Annotated in this window: 15 protein-coding genes; 8 read left to right on the top strand and 7 right to left on the bottom strand. The window is 44.0% G+C overall.

The genetic code is table 11. From position 1 onward, the window contains the following. The first annotated feature begins 408 nt into the window (after positions 1–408). Both JMX07_RS06510 and JMX07_RS06505 read left to right on the top strand, forming a co-directional pair. On the top strand, positions 409–1,692 hold the full coding sequence (locus JMX07_RS06510; RefSeq protein WP_201606944.1) for an NAD(P)/FAD-dependent oxidoreductase: 1,284 nt from the start codon (positions 409–411) through the stop codon (positions 1,690–1,692). A 165-nt stretch (positions 1,693–1,857) separates the two neighbouring features. Next, complete coding sequence (locus tag JMX07_RS06505; RefSeq protein ID WP_201606942.1) at positions 1,858–2,823, top strand: pirin family protein; 966 nt, start codon at positions 1,858–1,860, stop codon at positions 2,821–2,823. Positions 2,824–2,929: 106 nt separating this feature from the next. Here JMX07_RS06505 and JMX07_RS06500 read toward each other — a convergent pair whose 3' ends face one another. Together JMX07_RS06500 and JMX07_RS06495 are read right to left on the bottom strand one after the other, a co-directional pair. Then, a complete protein-coding gene (locus JMX07_RS06500; RefSeq protein WP_201606940.1) occupies positions 2,930–4,033 on the bottom strand; it encodes an alkene reductase in 1,104 nt (367 codons plus the stop codon). 241 nt (positions 4,034–4,274) lie between these two features. Then, entirely contained in the window at positions 4,275–5,204 is a 930-nt protein-coding gene (locus tag JMX07_RS06495) for a DMT family transporter (RefSeq protein ID WP_201606938.1), read from the bottom strand. Between the two features lie 604 nt (positions 5,205–5,808). On the opposite strand from JMX07_RS06495, the gene JMX07_RS06490 reads away from it, so the two are divergent. From JMX07_RS06490 to JMX07_RS06470, 5 genes are all read left to right on the top strand, one after another. Beyond that, a complete protein-coding gene (locus JMX07_RS06490; RefSeq protein WP_101205128.1) occupies positions 5,809–6,222 on the top strand; it encodes a hypothetical protein in 414 nt (137 codons plus the stop codon). Positions 6,223–6,326: 104 nt separating this feature from the next. Further along, complete coding sequence (locus tag JMX07_RS06485; protein WP_201606937.1) at positions 6,327–6,530, top strand: hypothetical protein; 204 nt, start codon at positions 6,327–6,329, stop codon at positions 6,528–6,530. Continuing rightward, a complete protein-coding gene (locus JMX07_RS06480) occupies positions 6,527–7,531 on the top strand; it encodes a lipoate--protein ligase (protein WP_201606936.1) in 1,005 nt (334 codons plus the stop codon). Before JMX07_RS06485 ends, JMX07_RS06480 begins: the two co-directional genes overlap by 4 nt. A 209-nt stretch (positions 7,532–7,740) precedes the next feature. Next, positions 7,741–8,157 (top strand): VOC family protein, encoded by a 417-nt coding sequence (locus tag JMX07_RS06475; RefSeq protein ID WP_201606935.1) that lies wholly within the window; start codon positions 7,741–7,743, stop codon positions 8,155–8,157. 128 nt (positions 8,158–8,285) lie between these two features. Then, positions 8,286–9,053, top strand: coding sequence for a lysozyme inhibitor LprI family protein (locus JMX07_RS06470; protein WP_201606934.1), 768 nt, complete (start codon positions 8,286–8,288; stop codon positions 9,051–9,053). Between the two features lie 145 nt (positions 9,054–9,198). On the opposite strand, the gene JMX07_RS06465 is transcribed toward JMX07_RS06470, so the two are convergent. Beyond that, complete coding sequence (locus JMX07_RS06465) at positions 9,199–11,334, bottom strand: NADPH-dependent 2,4-dienoyl-CoA reductase (protein WP_201606933.1); 2,136 nt, start codon at positions 11,332–11,334, stop codon at positions 9,199–9,201. Between the two features lie 403 nt (positions 11,335–11,737). Between JMX07_RS06465 and JMX07_RS06460 the strand changes: the two genes are divergently transcribed. Next, a complete protein-coding gene (locus tag JMX07_RS06460) occupies positions 11,738–13,402 on the top strand; it encodes an AMP-binding protein (protein ID WP_201606931.1) in 1,665 nt (554 codons plus the stop codon). Positions 13,403–13,514: 112 nt separating this feature from the next. Here JMX07_RS06460 and JMX07_RS06455 read toward each other — a convergent pair whose 3' ends face one another. From JMX07_RS06455 to hemA, 4 genes are all read right to left on the bottom strand, one after another. Then, complete coding sequence (locus JMX07_RS06455; protein ID WP_102078611.1) at positions 13,515–13,934, bottom strand: DUF6691 family protein; 420 nt, start codon at positions 13,932–13,934, stop codon at positions 13,515–13,517. Positions 13,935–14,032: 98 nt separating this feature from the next. Beyond that, positions 14,033–14,470 (bottom strand): YeeE/YedE family protein, encoded by a 438-nt coding sequence (locus JMX07_RS06450; protein ID WP_165597767.1) that lies wholly within the window; start codon positions 14,468–14,470, stop codon positions 14,033–14,035. Between the two features lie 236 nt (positions 14,471–14,706). Then, positions 14,707–15,843, bottom strand: coding sequence for an aminotransferase class V-fold PLP-dependent enzyme (locus JMX07_RS06445; RefSeq protein ID WP_201606929.1), 1,137 nt, complete (start codon positions 15,841–15,843; stop codon positions 14,707–14,709). A 356-nt stretch (positions 15,844–16,199) separates the two neighbouring features. Next, positions 16,200–17,612: a glutamyl-tRNA reductase gene (gene hemA / locus JMX07_RS06440; RefSeq protein WP_201606927.1), complete on the bottom strand. Its 1,413-nt coding sequence runs from the start codon at positions 17,610–17,612 to the stop codon at positions 16,200–16,202. Positions 17,613–17,880: the final 268 nt, after the last annotated feature.

Raw genomic sequence — 17,880 nt, 5'->3', positions numbered from 1 at the left:
TCTATGACGCGCCCCATGTAAGCAATAAGAGTCATCTTCCATAATGTGTGACACTCATCGTTAGTTTGACAAATAAGCGTGACCGTTGCAAGACATCAAAAGCCAAACATAACAATTTCACTGTACATCTGTATGTTTAGATAATTATATTAGTACTTATACTGGTACGTATGGTGCTATTTATAGGGGCAGCTACCATAAAGATAGTACTAAAATGACAGCTGGTTGTGATCACACGGTAACAGCGTATGGCTTAGGGCATTTAATCCTTGTAACCTTTAGTGAAATATGGACAATAGCTACCCTAAACATACTGCTTCATTTAACAAAATGTCAGCCGCGTTTTTAATAAAAAACAATGCTTGGCCTGGTTATACTTTTTTCACCCCATCGTTTTACGAGACCGCAATGACTAATCAACGCAATGCACAAAACCATACTCACTATGATGTCGTTATTATTGGTGCTGGCGCTTCAGGGTTGTACTGTGCACTGACTGCCGGACGGCGCGGTCGCCGCGTATTGGTGTTGGATCATGCCAATAAAGCTGGCAAAAAGATTTTGATGTCAGGTGGTGGTCGCTGCAACTTCACCAATTACTTTGTAGAGCCTGAGCACTTTATTGGTGCCAATCCCCACTTCTGCAAATCAGCACTGAGTCGTTACCCAAGTTGGGAGTTTATCGGCATGGTAGAGTCGCATAAGATTGCCTACCATGAACGCGAACACGGTCAGCTGTTCTGTGATGACTCGGCACAAGATATCTTGTCTATGCTCCTAGATGAATGCACGGCTGTAGGCGTACAAGTAAAGCTTAATGCTCAGATTGATCACGTTAAAACTGCTGCTCATGATAACGGTGAGCGCTTTTATCTAACGACGAGCAAAAAGCTTGGTAAAAAAGACATTGCGAGCGGCACTCAGTCCGCGCAAACACGCTATAGCTGTGAGTCTTTAGTCATCGCTACTGGTGGGCTATCTATCCCGACCATGGGAGCAAGTGGTATCGGCTATGAGTTGGCGCAGCAGTTTGGGCATATGCTCGTACCTACTAATGCCAGTCTTGTGCCGTTTACCTTCACTGATAAAACAGGCGAGCTTATCCGTGCCTTGGCTGGTATCAGTCTGCCAGTTATTGCCAGTAACGAGCGTATTTCTTTTAAATTACCCGTGCTATTTACCCATCGTGGCCTCTCTGGCCCTGCCATGCTACAGCTCTCCAACTATTGGCAGACTGGCGAAACCATCAGTATCAATCTGTTGCCTGAAATAGACGTCACTGAGCTTTTACTTGGTCGCAAAAAGTCACATCCACGCCAGCTTATTCGTACCGTATTGGCAGAAAACACAGATAATGCATTACCCAAGAAGCTATTAGCAGCACTACAGACGCATCTGTGGGAAGACATCAAAGATACGGAGCTTGCTAATATTAAAGACGAACGTCTCACAGAGCTTGGTATTACCCTTAATGGCTGGAAGCTCAAACCCTCGGGTACAGAAGGTTACCGAACCGCTGAGGTCACACGCGGCGGCGTCAAAACTGATGAGGTTTCTTCAAAAACGATGCAAAGCAATTTACAAGACGGATTATACTTTATCGGTGAAGTGCTTGATGTGACCGGCTGGCTTGGTGGTTATAATTTTCAGTGGGCATGGGCAAGTGGTTTTGTGAGTGGTGAGACCGTCTAATCATGGACACTTATAAGTGTTTAACATTTGCTTAATCGCTGCTGACAGCACTAGGAATGAAATAGTAATAAAAACTCATACAATCCACTCTTATATTCATAGTAGTATTACTTAATAATAGCTTTTCTATTGATAGTAATTCTAATTAGACTAATGAGGTGACCCATGCGTTCAATTAAACACATTCATGGTGAAAAAGAGTCGCACTGGGTAGGTGACGGGTTTTTTGTAAAAACCCTAATCAATCATCTCGATAATAATCCTGATTTTAACTATAGCCATACTGATCCTTTCTTATTATTAGACTATGCCAAGCCAACAACGTTTTCACCCAATCCCGCTTATAAAATGCAGCCACATGGCGTTGGTCAACACCCACATAAAGGTTTTGAAACTGTCACCATTGCTTATGCAGGTGAGATTAGTCATGTAGATTCGACAGGTGGGCGCGGTGATATTTTAGAAGGTGATGTACAGTGGATGACTGCTGGTCGCGGTATTCTGCACGAAGAGTTCCACTCTGAAGCCTTTGGGCAACGTGGTGGTATATTTAGTATGGTGCAGTTATGGGTCAACTTGCCAAGCGCCCATAAACTGACCGACCCAAAATACCAATCTATCAAACGTGCTGATATGCCTATCGTTGATCTGATAGACAATAGCGACGAGCAAACTGTCATTGGCCAAGCTGCCATTATTGCCGGTGACTGGCATGGGATAGCGGGAGCAGCAACGACCTTTACGCCAGTCAATATGTGGGATATTGAGCTACATACAGCAGGTACAACCACGCTACAAGTACCGAAAACGCACAATACCCTACTCCTGGTACAAGAAGGTCAAATATTGGTCAACGGTACAGCCGTCAGCGCAGGCAGCCTAATTGAATTTTCAGCGCCTATTCGAAATCATGTAGGCACTCAATCTGAACATTCATCATTACCTGCTACTGATACTATCGAATTGACCTACCCTGCAACTACCGATGAAGACACACCTATCAAACTGCTACTGCTAAGCGGCGAGCCAATCGGTGAACCTATCGCAGGTCACGGCCCCTTTGTGATGAATACCCAAGATGAGCTACGACAAACGTTCCGTGATTATCAAACAGGCAACTTCGGCAAATAATCAAAATCTCTGCGTAAAAAAAAGCCCTCTAACTATCGATAGTCAAAGGGCTTTTTTATAACGCGTTTGTCTGCCTATTCAGTGATACTGACGGATGGATAATTGCTTACACTTCATTCATAAACGGATAATCAGTGTAGCCAACCGTGCTGCCACCATAGAAGCTCTCTGGATGCTGCTCGTTGAGCGGTGCGCCCTCTTGAATACGTTCAGCGAGATCAGGGTTGGCAATATAATCACGACCGAATGCTACCGCATCGATATAGCCTGCTTTGATGTTCTTCTCAGCTTTGTCCGCATCATAGCCACCCGCCGCGATGATGGTCTGATCGAACGCATCACGGACACGCTGACGGAACTCATCGCTATACGGCGTACCACCTGCCCAATCTGGCTCTGACAGATGCAAATACATTAGACCACGCTTATTGATTTGTTCAATCAGCCAAATGTTATCGTCTTCTTCGTAGCCTCCCTCAACATTGTTGAATGTGCCCAGTGGCGAGATACGAATACCAATATGATCTGCATCCCAAGCATCCACACATGCATCGATAACATCTAAGGTCAGACGCGCGCGGTTTTCGCGGCTGCCACCGTACTCATCATCACGCTGATTGGTATGCTCGGCCCAAAACTGATGCAGCAAATAACCATGCGCGCCATGAATCTCAATACCATCAAACCCCGCTTCCTGCGCGCACTTGGTTGCATGCGCAAAGTCAGTAACCACTTGCTGAATCTCATCAAGACTGGCTGGGCGCGGCGGCGTGGCATCCGCGCGAATGGCTTGGTTGTCACTATCACGCAATGAGGTACGGATACCTACATCGACATCTGAGGCTGAAATTGGCGCACGGCGTTCAGGTTGTACGCTTTCATGTGAGACAAGTCCTGTGTGCCATAGCTGGACGACGATCTTGCCACCTTTAGCGTGGACATTGTCAACGATGGCTTTCCATGCAGTGACTTGATCTTGAGTATGTAGCCCTGGTGCGCCTGCATAGCCTTTTGCTTGAAACGATACTTGCGTCGCTTCAGTGATGACAAGGCCCGCCCCTGCACGCTGCGAGTAGTACTCTGCTGCCCATGTGATAGGGACATCGCCTGGCTCAACGGCACGCAGACGTGTCAGTGGGGCCATCATAATGCGATTTTTTAGCGTTTGTTTGCCCATTTTTACAGGCTCAAATAAAATATCGTGTGCCATAATCTGTCCTATTGGTTATTGCTGCTATCTATGATCTTTAGTTATAGCAACCATCAATCATACTAATTATTATCGAATTCTGTTTAGAAAAACTTATAATATCATTAGTAAATCTACGTTTAGCGCCTACCTTTATAGGGAACAGATTTCATTATTCCAAGCAATATTTACAAACAGATACAACAATATTCACCTATACAAATCTTCGTACTCGTTTACTACGAAGACTGTTTACTAAGCCTTAAATACTGTTCATCTGAGTCTTGTCTTTTGGCTTTAGCATTTTCTTAATTGACAGCTCTAATGACAAATACGTGCCGATCAATATCACAATCGAACCAATGATGGCTTGTATATTTAGCGCCTCGCCAAGCAATAGATAGCCCAAAATAATCGCAAAAATTGGAATGACTAAAGTAATACTAGTGGCGCGCGTCGGGCCAATATTTTTAATCAGCTGGTTCATAAAAATAAGGGCAATGGCGGTCGAAAATACCCCGATACAGATCACTGATACCCACGCCTTTATGCTGATATCTTTGCCATAAGGGAACTCATTAAAAGCCACAGGCAGCATAATGATACTACCGATAATGAGCGAGCCTGCAGTGATAGCGACTGGCGATACTTCGTACAGATAGTTTTTGGTGATATTGGCCCCAAGCGCATAACCTACACAAGCTAATAGCGCGTAACCCATCGGTAATAGACCTTCGACCAATCCTTTGCCTGGCTCACCGCCACCAAATAAGCTTTCGCTCATCAGTATGATTACCCCTATCACCCCAATCACCAAACCGAGTGCTTGTTTTTTTGATAATCTATCTTTGAAGAAGACTCTAGCGATAAAACCACTCATCATCGGTACAGAAGCATTTAGTACGGCTAGCACACCTGCGTTCACTGACTGCGCGGAAAACGAGAATAACACAAAAGGTAGCGCTGCTGAAAACAAGCCAACGAGCGCTAGCATTTTCCAATGCTCCTTGATGCCTACTCTGTTTTTCTTATTGAGCAAGACAAACACCAACATGACCAATCCAGCGAATATCACACGCAAACTGGCGAATGCCAATGAGCCAAACTCAGGTACGCCGATACGATAAAAGACGAAAGAGAGTGACCACATAAAAGAGAGCGTCACAAAGATGATGAGGTCACGGTTGGTCATTGGGTAATCCTATTAAGCGCTTAGACTGCGTTTACCAACTCGTGTCGGTCATAAGCGTCTGATGCGTTGTAAAAATTATCATGTGATTAAAAACTCATGATGATAACTTTTTAATTGTTTGATGGGTAATTTTTTATAAAATTTATAGTGAGTTTTTATCCACTTATTAATTTTTTAGTACAGTTTTAATGTTTTCACCCTTTTGATAATTTATAAATCTGGACAAATCCTTTTTATTAAGCAGCATATAGCAAGCAGCGCTGATCCTATATTTCTTATACTTTAGCCTATTCCAACGCCTTTCTATTCACATACTAAAGAACTCCAAAGTCATCCTTAAGTAAGTCATAAGTTCAACACCTATAAAAACAGATTCACGGTCATAGTAAATCCTGCTTATAGCACTACTCTATAACAGCTACTCTTAATAATACTGTTGTTAAAAGTAGCTCTGGTAAATCAATTCAAGATTTTCTTAAAATATATTAGTTGATATTTGTTCACTAATTTTCTACTATCTAAAAGGTATTGGTTAGTATTTGGCAATACAAAAAATAGATGGCAAACATCATTAGTAGGATTTATAAATTATTGAGGAATAATTATGAAAAGGATAGCGTTATTTATCGGTATGATGTCAGTTGCAACGGCAGGTTTTTGCGGGGTTGGTCAGTTCTCAGATGAGACCACTTGCTATGTTTATAAGCAAGATAAACTGCAAAAAAAGCTAAACTGTCAGTATGAGGGCGCTGAGGGTGCAGCGATGAGTTATAGTTTTAGACAGGTCTCCTATAACCTGCCAGGGTTTGGCAAAATGGCAACCTCTACCAGCGCAAACTATAATGACCGTAATGAAGTGACTGGATGGACGACCACCGTCAATGACGAGCCCGCGATCATCAGATATCGTCTGCCAACCAATCAGCGTATCGTCAGTGATGCCTATGCGCAATCTGGTAAAGCAGTTATGCAATGTTATCTTAGTACAAAATCGCAGTGGGAGATTTGTGCTAAATAGAACAAAGTACTCTGGCAATTTATAGTGTAATAAAGCTGAGCGTTTTGCTTGGCTTTTATTGCCGCCCGCTAAAAACTGAAGCATCAACCTTAGCACCCTCTTCTATGAAATTTTTTCACCGTTGTTTCTATATGCTCAACGTCTTCACCACTGACAAAATCACTGTCAAAACCACTGTCAAAACCACTGTCAAAACCACCCTCCCTATCAGACGGCCATTGAATTACAACCCTGCATCGGTAAGAATGATGCTACCTATTTATAAAACCTACTCACCAACCCAGTTTATTAAAGAGTCAAATACATGAAACTGCGCATCCTAAAGTCTGCTGTGACCAATCCTTGGTTTAATCTTGCCACCGAGGATTGGATATTTAATACGCTCAATCCCGACTCTCATACCCTATTTTTATGGCGTAACTCTGAGACCGTAGTTATTGGACGCTCACAAAATCCATGGGTCGAGTGCGAGACCGATAAAATGGCGGCAGACGATGTGTTTTTGGCGCGGCGTCAGAGTGGTGGCGGCGCGGTATTTCATGATTTGGGCAATACCAATTTTACTTTTTTATCCCCCAAGCATGCGTATGACCAAACGGCTAACTTTACCATCATCATCAATGCGCTGAAAAAACTGGGCATAGACGCCACCTTATCTGGTCGTAATGACATGCAAGTGGGCGATAGAAAAATATCAGGCAGCGCTTTCAAACACGCCGCCGATCGCAGTTTTCATCACGGAACATTACTGGTCAATGCCAACATGCAAAAGCTTGGCGACTATCTGAATCCACACCCATTAAAACTTAAAGCAAAGGGCATCAAATCTGTACGCGCACGCGTAGCAAACTTGGTCGAGTTCAATGATGCCATCAATCATGAGACGTTGTCTGAGGCGATTATCGAGGCGTTTTGTGAATACTATGGAGAGACTGCGCCAGTTGAGCAGTTGGATGAAGCCAGCCTTGCCAAGCAGCCAACGCTAAACGCTTACTATCAGCAGATGGCTGACTGGGATTGGCGCTTTGGCAAGACGCCTGAGTTTACCCACCATATTGAGACGCGCTTTGATTGGGGCATGATAGATGTGCATATGGATGTGAAGCAAGCCATGGTTGCAGAGGTTGTTATTTTCTCTGACGCGCTAAATGTTGAGCTGATTGATTTGCTCAAAGAGACATTGACTGGTGTGAAATATAACAAAAGCGAGATTAGAGATGCACTCGCTGAACTAGCAAAAGCACAACCTGAACTAGCGGCGCAGGTGAATGATTTTGAGCAGTGGTTAGTTAGTGAGATGGAGGGTTAGATTTTGCGATGTCAGATTTAATCTAGCAAGTATTGCAGGGTATGTCGCTTGCACTGCTTGATAAAAAGTTACTGACACAAATGCGCTTTATGTAATTAACGGTATTGATATCATACATACGCCATCTGAGATTTTGTATATTAATGATGCATAACAAGCGCCCTGCCATTACTCGATTTTTTATGAATAATCAATATTAAGGTATTTTTATGAAGTACTTACATGCAATGATTAGAACCAATAAACTAGAAGAAACATTATCTTTCTACTGTGACCTTATGGGCTTACAACTGCTAAGAAAGAGAGACTCTGAATCAGGCAGATTCAGCTTATATTTTTTAGCAACGCATGAGGGTGCGCCGGAGATTGAGGTGACGCACAACTGGGATGAAAGAGAATATACCAATGGCGATAATTTTGGGCACTTTGCCTTTAGAGTCGACAACATATACGCGCAGTGCGACACCTTTATACAGGCAGGGATCGAGATATTAAGACCACCTAGAGATGGCCATATGGCTTTTGTTAAAGACCCTAATAATATCTCAATTGAGCTGCTACAAAATGGTGAAGACTTAGAACCTATTGAGCCTTGGATTTCGATGGAAAATATTGGCAGTTGGTAGGTGAGTGAGGCTGGTTAGTTGGGCTAGGATGGGTGGACTGATTCGTTTTTTGCGGAAAGTGATGATGACACGTATATCACAATTTAGCTTTCTTAAAATACAATCAAGCTCTAAAAAATAAGGGTAATATGAAAAAGTTATGCATCACCACAATCGGTATTTTAGGCACCTGCCTACTTTCCACTTATGCAAATTCAGCAAGTTTTGATTGCAACAAAGCTGCTAGCTGGGTAGAAAAAACCGTCTGTGACAGTCCTGAGCTTTCTAAGCTTGATGACACAATGGCAAAAAAATATAAAAGCAATCTTGACGCTGCTCCTGACTATGAAGACAGCAAAGCTTTTAAAGATAGGTTCATTGCTAATCAACGCACATGGCTGAATTTTCAGCGTAATACCTGTAAAAGTGAAGAGTGTCTGATACGTGAGTATAAAGAGTATATCGAAGAGCAAACCAATTACGGTGTGGCTTGGAATTTTTCAGATGAGTTAAGTCCTTCTGATTTACCGAGTAAAAGTGCCTTTGGTAAGTTTTCTCAAACCTCTCAAATCTCAATATATAATTCAGGTACTCAGCGCTGGGAAGATACAGGAGAGGCAAAAAATACGGTATCGATTCATAGTGTCGCTAATAAACCTTATCTTTCTATCATCGAGGGCGTTTTAATTTTTACCAATGCTCATACTTGTGATTTAGAAGAGAGTAAAGCCATATGGTCAGAAAATCATTGGGTCATCAATGATGATCAGCCAAATAAAACTGTTGAGCTGCGTTTATACCCAGCAACTTATAAAGGCCAGACTCAGTTACTATTAAGAGATATGGATGATCAATATAGAAGACTGCTTTGTGGTATGCGAGGATATTTTGACGGTATAGTATTAGAGCGTGAGTAAGTGAACAAAATCTCTCGATTCTCTCAGAACAAACATAAGCTGAACTGAATATCCAATTTAATAAGTCAAATTTTCATTCCAAATAAAAAAGAACGGCAAGAGATATCCCCTCGCCGTCCATTATTTAACATTCATGCTAAAGAGTTTAGATCTGAGCGGCGACTTCAGCACCATCACGAATTGCGCGTTTAGCATCTAGTTCAGCTGCTAGCTTAGCACCGCCAATTAAGTGATATTGCGCGTCTGGCGCATCGCCAACATTTGGCATCAGCTCAACGACTGACTCTTGACCGGCACAGACAACAACGCTATCGACACGTAATAACTGGCTTTGACCCTGTGGGTTAATTACCCAGATACCTTCGTTGGTGATTTTTTCATATTGCACACCAGCGACTTGGATGACACCATGCGATTTGATATGTGCACGATGTACCCAGCCTGAAGTTTTGTTCAGACCACTACCCAGACGGCCTTTACTACGCTGCATGAGATAAACTTGGCGAATTGGTTTAATCACTGCTGGTCTGACCAGACCACCATCACTTTGATAGTCGGTATCGTTGGTCACGCCCCACTCTTCGCGCCACTCATTGATTGACTGTGGTTCAGGACGATAGCTTGGATCTTTTAGTCCCTCAGGGCCGATTTCATCCAGCGACTTACCATGATTGGCTGTCAGATATTCACTGACATCAAAGCCGATACCACCAGCACCGATGACCGCGACTGTGTTACCCACTGCTTTTTCGCCAGACAGTAGCTCAGCATAGCTCATTACTTGTGGCAGCTCAGCCCCTTCGAGCTTACCTTCTAGACTTCTAGGTACGACACCTGTTGCCACGATGACATGATGGAACTTAGCTTTTTCAAGCATGTCCTTATCGACTTTGGTATTCAGTTTAATCTCAACACCCAGATGCTCAAGCTCATTGATGTAGTAGCGAATAGTTTCAAAGAACTCTTCTTTACCAGGGATGACTTTAGCGTAGTTAAACTGTCCGCCAAGCACGTCTTTAGCTTCAAACAGAGTCACGTCATGACCACGTAAGGCCGCCACATGAGCCGCTGACATACCAGCAACACCGCCGCCGATGACGGCGACTTTTTTCGGTTTTTTGGTTTTCTTATAGACCAATTCAGTCTCATAACAGGCTTGGGGATTGACCAAACAAGTCGAGCGTTTGTTTTCAAACGTATGGTCGAGGCAGGCTTGGTTACAAGCGATACAGGTGTTAATACGATCTGTCTGTCCGTTTTTGGCTTTATTAACCCAGTGCGCATCAGCCAAGAATGGACGCGCCATCTGAATCATGTCTGCTTGACCAGTCGCAACGATGTCTTCTGCTGTTTCTGGCATGTTGATACGGTTGGCTGCCATCATCGGGATACTAATATGCTTTTTGATTTCAGCGGTGAAATCAACAAAAGCGGCACGTGGTACGCTAGTCACGATAGTCGGGACACGCGCTTCATGCCAGCCGATACCAGTGTTCATGATAGTCACACCCGCTTCTTCTAGCGCTTTAGCCACGGTGATGACTTCATCCATGACGTTACCGTCTTTGACCAAATCAATCACTGATAAGCGGAATAAAATAATAAAATCTTCGCCAGTCGCTTCACGTACCGCTTTGACCACGTCGACAGCGAACTTCATACGTCCATGAATATCACCACCATAAATGTCTTTACGCTTATTCACATGGCTTGATAAAAACTGGTTGAGCAAATAACCTTCAGAGCCCATGATTTCGATACCATCATAGCCTGCTTGCTTGGCAAGTTTGGCTGAGCGAGCATAGTCTTTTACCGTCTGCTCGATGTTTTTGATACTCATCTTACGCGGTTTAAACGGTGAGATTGGTGACTTGATTGGGCTAGATGATACGGCAAAAGGATGATAGCCATAGCGACCACTGTGCAATATCTGCATGATGATTTTGCTGTCATGCTTATGCACAGCACGAGTAACGCGCTGGTGGTTGATAACGTCAGCTTTGGTATTCATCGTTCCGCCAGCAGGCAACAACCAACCTTCGCGGTTAGGCGAGATACCGCCAGTAATCATCATTGCCACGCCGCCCTTTGCACGTTCTGCAAAATACGCCGCCAACTTGCCATAATTATAAAAACGGTCTTCAAGCCCAGTATGCATTGAGCCCATAACCAGACGGTTTTTTAGCGTAGTAAAGCCCAAATCTAGCGGCTCAAATAGATGCGGATAGTGTTCATTGGTGCTAGCGGTTTGGATCGTGTTGGCACTATGGCTGGCAGACATATCATTTTCCTTATGAATAGTTTATGAGGCTACTTTTTAAAAACGGCTTTTTAGAATTAGTGGGCCTAAGGGGTTTAGCATCATCGATATCGTAACACACCGCGATTATTGTCAGCTATGCAGACAAGCGACTGATGAGTGAGCACTATATTAATTGCTATAACGAGCAGGACTGTGTATCAGGCGGTACTGTGGTATATGGTTAAGCAAACACCACAAAACCTAGCCAACTTTTGAGGTAGATTATATACCGTTAGCTTAATGTCACCTAAAAATTAGACTAAGATATAAATCGATAAATATCGACTTATACCTATAATTTCTATGCTAGATTACTGTACTAAACAATATCCTGACGTTAATGTACTGACGCATTATAGAAATACGATAAAGGACTATCATCATGACAGATTTCCATACAGGTCTCGGTAAAAATGCCGCCAACCATCAACCACTTACCCCTATTGACTTCATCATTCGCAGCGCTCAAGTTTATCCCAATAAGACTGCCATCATTTATGACGACCTAGAACAAAACGGCCTCACTCAGACATGGCAACAGACCTATACCCGCTGTCGCCAACTGGCTGATGGTCTGCGCAAATTGGGCATCGATAAAAACGACACCGTAGCCGTGATGCTGCCGAACACGCCAGCCATGGTCGAATGCGCCTTTGGTGTACCTATGTCAGGTGGCGTACTCTGCACCTTAAACACCCGCCTTGATATTAATGCACTTACCTTTTGTTTGCAGCATTCCGAAGCCAAGGTTTTAATTTTAGATAGCGAATTTGCTGAGCACGCTGAAATCATCGATGAGACTTTTCCAGACTTAATCGTCATTCACTCAACGGACAAGGCTGTCGATGTCGAGCGCTTTGGGCATATGAGTTATGAAGCATTGGTAGCCAGTTCAGACAGTTTGGATAATTGGGAGATGCCGAAAGATGAATGGGATGCCATTGCGCTAAATTATACCTCTGGGACGACAGGCAAGCCCAAAGGCGTGGTCTATCACCATCGCGGCGCAACTCTCAATGCTATCTCTAATATTTTAGATTGGGACATGCCCAAACACCCGATGTATCTATGGACGCTGCCACTGTTTCACTGCAACGGTTGGTGCTTTCCGTGGACCATCGCCGAGCGTGCTGGGGTCAATGTATGCTTGCGAAAAATTGATGCTGATTTGATATTGCAGCTGATTGCCAAGCATCAAGTTAGCCATTATTGCTCTGCGCCAGTCGTGCACAATATGATTGCTGGCGGCAAACCAGAGTATAAAGAAGCTATCACCCATACGGTCAAAGGTTGGGTCGCGGGTGCACCGCCGTCTGAAACCATGCTGGCTGCAATGGAAGCAATGGGCTTTCATATCTCGCATGTCTACGGTCTCACTGAAGTATATGGGCCAGTGACGGTCTGCGCTGAGCAGGAAGAATGGAATGAGCTTGATGTAGCTACCCGTGCCCAAAAGAAATCACGTCAAGGCGTAACGTCACACTTGATGGCAGGGTTTGAAGTATTTAAGCAAGGTACGACTGAACCAGTCGCCGCTGACGGGGAAGAGATGGGCGAGCTGGCGCTACGTGGCAATATGGTGATGAAAGGCTATCTAAAAAGCCGCAAGGCTACCGAAGAGGCATTCGCTGATGGCTGGTTCCGCACGGGTGATCTGGGTGTTAAATACCCTGATGGCTATATCAAAATCATGGACAGACTGAAAGATATCATCATCTCAGGCGGTGAGAATATCTCTAGTATCGAGGTAGAAAACGTCTTGTATAAACTACCTGCTATTGAAAGCTGTGCCGTCGTCGCCGCACCACATGATAAATGGGGCGAAGTGCCCGTCGCCTTTATCGAAATTCACGCTGGTAGCACGCTGCAACGTGATACGGTGATGGAGCATTGTAGTCAGCACCTAGCAGGTTTTAAAGTGCCAAAATATATTGTCTTTGCAGAAATACCCAAGACCAGTACCGGTAAAGTGCAAAAATTTGAGCTACGCCAAGCAGCAAAATCATTGGCACACGAAACGCCAAAAGTAACTGCCAGTGCTAAATGATCTGACAATATATTAAATCCTGTCACAAATTAATATTCATAAAAAAGGTCAACTACATATATATAGCTGACCTTTTTTTGAGCGCTCGTCTATTTATAGAGAACTAACTATATCAGCCAAGCTTAGGCTCAAGCCATTGATAAACCAGCATTCCTATAATCATGGCAGGAATAAAGACATAGGCTTGCCACTGCCCCGTACCGAGCAAGACGATTCCTGGCCCTGGGCAAATACCGACCAACCCCCAACCGATACCGAACAACATCGCACCGATGAGCAATTTTTTATTAATGACAGTTTTGCTTGGCATATCAATCGGTGTACCAATCCAGCTGCTTTGTTGACGCTTTGCTAATCGTACACCGAAGAAAGCGACAATCAGACCACCGCCCATCACAAGAGCAAGGGAGATATCCCATGCACCAAATACGTCCAAAAACCCTTGTACCTTTATAGGATCAGTCATACCTGACACCAGTAGTCCCAGTCCAAACAGCAGTCCTGCTAGCAATCCGATTATATTTTTTAGCATCGTCGTATCTCGCTATTATTATCTTTTATTAACCATCATATGTCGTTCGCGTATGAGTCCGACCATCAGTCTTCATCTGGCAATCTGCCATGAGTTCGCTATAGTAGGCCTAGTACGTGACGACCGATATAAACGGTCACAATCCCAAACAGCATAAAGGTGACAGTCGCTGCCAATGACCGTGGAGACAGCCGTGCGTTACCACAGATACCATGCCCACTCGTGCATCCTGAACCTAAACGCGTGCCGAAGCCGACCAATAACCCTGCACCAATCAATAATGGCACGGAAGTACTGATAGCTACCTCAGGTAGCGGTCTTGCCAACTGATATAGCAGTGGTGAGATGACCAGACCCAGTATAAACAGCACCTGCCACATCTCTACACGCTTGGGCTTTAGTAGGCTTGAAAAAATACCACTGATACCTGCTATACGGCCAATACCCAGCAGTAAGATAACCGTCGCTACGCCTAGCATCAGACCCCCAACTAAGGAGATCGGCGTAAATGCTTGCCAGTCTATTTGTATGCTCATAACGGACTACCTAATTAAGTTTATTAAATACGTACTTGAGTATTAATTTATAAAAATACATTATATTATAAAATATAATAAAAAGGTAAAAAAATACTGAACCTAGCATAATGCTAATAGTTCAGTATTTTTTATAACTGTAAAGACTGTACCGCAAAGGCTTTAAAAAGGGCAGTGAAAAAGACTTAATAAACTATCCTATTAATATTTTTTATTAGCCATCTTACTTGGTATCTTTACTGACTCAACACTTTATCAAGTGCCGTTTCAAAACGCGCTACTGTGCCATCGATATCAGTTAATTTGTCCAAGCCAAATAGACCCAAACGGAAAGTTTTGAAGTTATCGGGCTCGCCCACTTTTAATGGTACGCCAGCAGCGATTTGCACTCCGATTTCAGCAAACGCGCTACCTTTATGCATGTCATCACGATCGGTATAAGAGACGACCACACCAGGTGCTTTAAAACCTTCGGCAGCGACGCTCTCAACGCCCTTGGCTTCTAATACTTCACGGATACGTTTGCCAAGTGCCCACTGCGCGTCACACAATTTATCAAAACCGATTGCTTTGGCTTCATTCACGGCATCACGGAACTGACGTAAGCTGTCTGTCGGCATAGTCGCATGGTACGCATGACCGCCATTTTCGTAAGCACGCATGATATTCAACCATTGCTTTAGGTCGATACTAAAGCTATCAGATTCAGTGCTGTCTACTTTTTTGACAGCAGCATCGCTTAGCATGACCAAACCAGCGCCCGGTGTACTGCTCCAACCTTTTTGCGGTGCGCTAATCAGCACATCGATACCCAATGCTTTCATATCTAGCCATACGCAGCCTGAGGCGATGCAATCAATGACTAACAGTCCGCCAACGCTATGCACAGCCTCACTCAACGCTTTGATATAGTCATCTGATAAGATGATGCCCGATGAGGTTTCAACATGCGGGGCAAATACCACTGCTGGTTTTTCTTCTTTGATTTTGGCTACGGCAACGTCGATATCAACTGGAGCAAACGGCTTTGGCGACTCACTATCATCGGCACGATTGGCCGTAAGGACTATAGATGATTTAGCGATTTTGCCTTTTTCTAAAATTTGCGTCCAACGATAGCTGAACCAACCATTACGAATGATTAGGCAGTCTTCATCATTTGCCAACTGGCGAGCGACGGCTTCCATACCATAAGTACCAGAACCAGGAACGATCACCACTGCGTCCGCGTTATACACAGATTTTAGGTCACTAGATAGGTCGTTCATCACTTGCTGAAAGTCTTTTGACATATGGTTCAGCGCACGATCGGTGTAAACCACTGAATACTCTAATAAGCCGTTTGGATCGATATCTTGACGTAATGCAGGCATTGAACACTCCTAGTGTATGGTTAGATAATATGCGACATGGATCAGATAGCACTATAATCAAGTGCTATTATTCGATGGTGAGGTCTTGCGCTGTCTAGAGATGCATTGTCTTTAAACGAACAAAAAACAACGGACACTGATGAGGTCTACTAACATTAAGTTAATATATTTGTAGTCATATTACGAGCAAACACCAGCACATATCTTGACCTAAGCCATCCATGAGAGCTTGATATTAGCACTGATACTGAAGGTTGACAACGATACGCTCAGGCAACGATATGACTTGCGCTATCGAGCATTTATTGGTAGGTATTGGTTGATAAGTTTTGACTTATACAGCCACGATGAAAGCATCAATGCCCTCGATGAGCATCTTGTAGTCCTGACACCACGAAGTCTAGCAACTCACTATCGCCTTCGCGTGCGGCTTTGCGCATCAGTTTCGATGGTGCATGGGTCAGTGTTTGAGTCAAACGTCGCGATAGCTCAGTGATGATATCTTCTGGACTGACATCGTCCTGTTGCAGCTTAGCAATAGATTCATGCAGCAGCTTATCCACCTGACCTTGAGTACACGCGCGGTATTGCTGAATATCTTTACCAACTTGGCGAACCTGAAAGCGGCGATCTATCTCAACCACCAATTGACTGACTAGCAGCTCAGCATCCACTGCGGCTTGGCGACGCTGTTCGATATTACCTGCGATGACATGCTGCAAATCATCGACAGAGTACAGATAAACGTCATCAATACGGCTAATGGTAGAATCAATATCGCGCGGTACGGCCAGATCTATCATAAGCATTGGCTGATAACGGCGACGCTTTAGCGCTTGTATGGTCATTGTCTTATCAATCAACAAATCCATACTGCCACTACAACTGCTAACGATATCGGCTTCTGCCAATACTTGCGGCAACTCCTGTAAAGGTCTAACGTCTACGCGGCGATTAGGGCCACGTAGTTCAGCCGCTAACGCTTCGGCACGTTCGGGATTACGGTTACAGATAATGACGCGCCCGACCCCTAACCCTGCGATATGGGTAGCAACCAAGCGATTCATCTCACCTGCTGCAACGACCAGTAGAGTACGACTAGGTAAATCATCAAATATCTGTGTGACCAATTTGGCGGCAGCAAAGCTAAGCGATACAGCCTGTGCGCCAACCTGCGTCTCATTACGCACTCGTTTGGCAGCAGCGAATACTTGATCGATGATCCAGCCGAGCTGATTGCTGAGTACTTTTTGGTCTTGAGCCAGATGCACAGAGTTTTTGATTTGCCCGAGAATCTGCGGCTCGCCCAGTATCATAGAATCGAGACCAGCCGCTACTCTTAACCAATGAGTCAATGCATGGGTATCACGATGTACATAGAGATAAGGATCAATATCAACGAGTGGCAATTGCTTGAAGTCAGCCAGCCACGTTTTGATTTTGGTAATATGCGCACTAATCGCAGCAGACGAGATATTCATGCTACTACTAAAAGCATTATTAGATGATGAATGGCCAGCAGCTTTGACATCCTGTATATCGGATGATTGTGAGTCAGACAATTGGCTATTAGCATGATGCGACGTTGAAGTGTGCGGCACTAGCGCATAGATTTCGGTGCGGTTACAAGTAGAGACGATCACGCTACCATCAGTAAAGGCTTCTATTTGTTTGAGTGCGACATTTACATCGTCACCCACAAGCGCCAAGCGCTCTCGCAGAGCGACTGGTGCAGTTTTGTGATTGACCCCAATGACCACTAATCTCATTATCGATAGACCATAAACATGACGCTCAGTTGCCCCTTACGCTATCTTATTATTTTTAAAAGACAGTTTTTGACGACAGCGCTAAAAAGGAAGACCCTAAAAACCGCCTATTATATCATTATTGCGGGCTTTAATTAACACTCACCCATCTATGATAACCATATCTCTGTATCTGGTCGCAAATGTAACAAATCAACTACTCATACGATTTATAAAATCAATAGCTGGGTTTTGACTTATGGTCAATAATATAACGTTAAATCATTCG

Source organism: Psychrobacter immobilis (assembly GCF_904846235.1).
Taxonomy (GTDB): Bacteria; Pseudomonadota; Gammaproteobacteria; order Pseudomonadales; family Moraxellaceae; genus Psychrobacter; species Psychrobacter immobilis_C.
The sequence above is the reverse complement of the archived record's forward strand: the minus strand, read 5'-3'. Positions and strand labels throughout refer to the sequence as shown.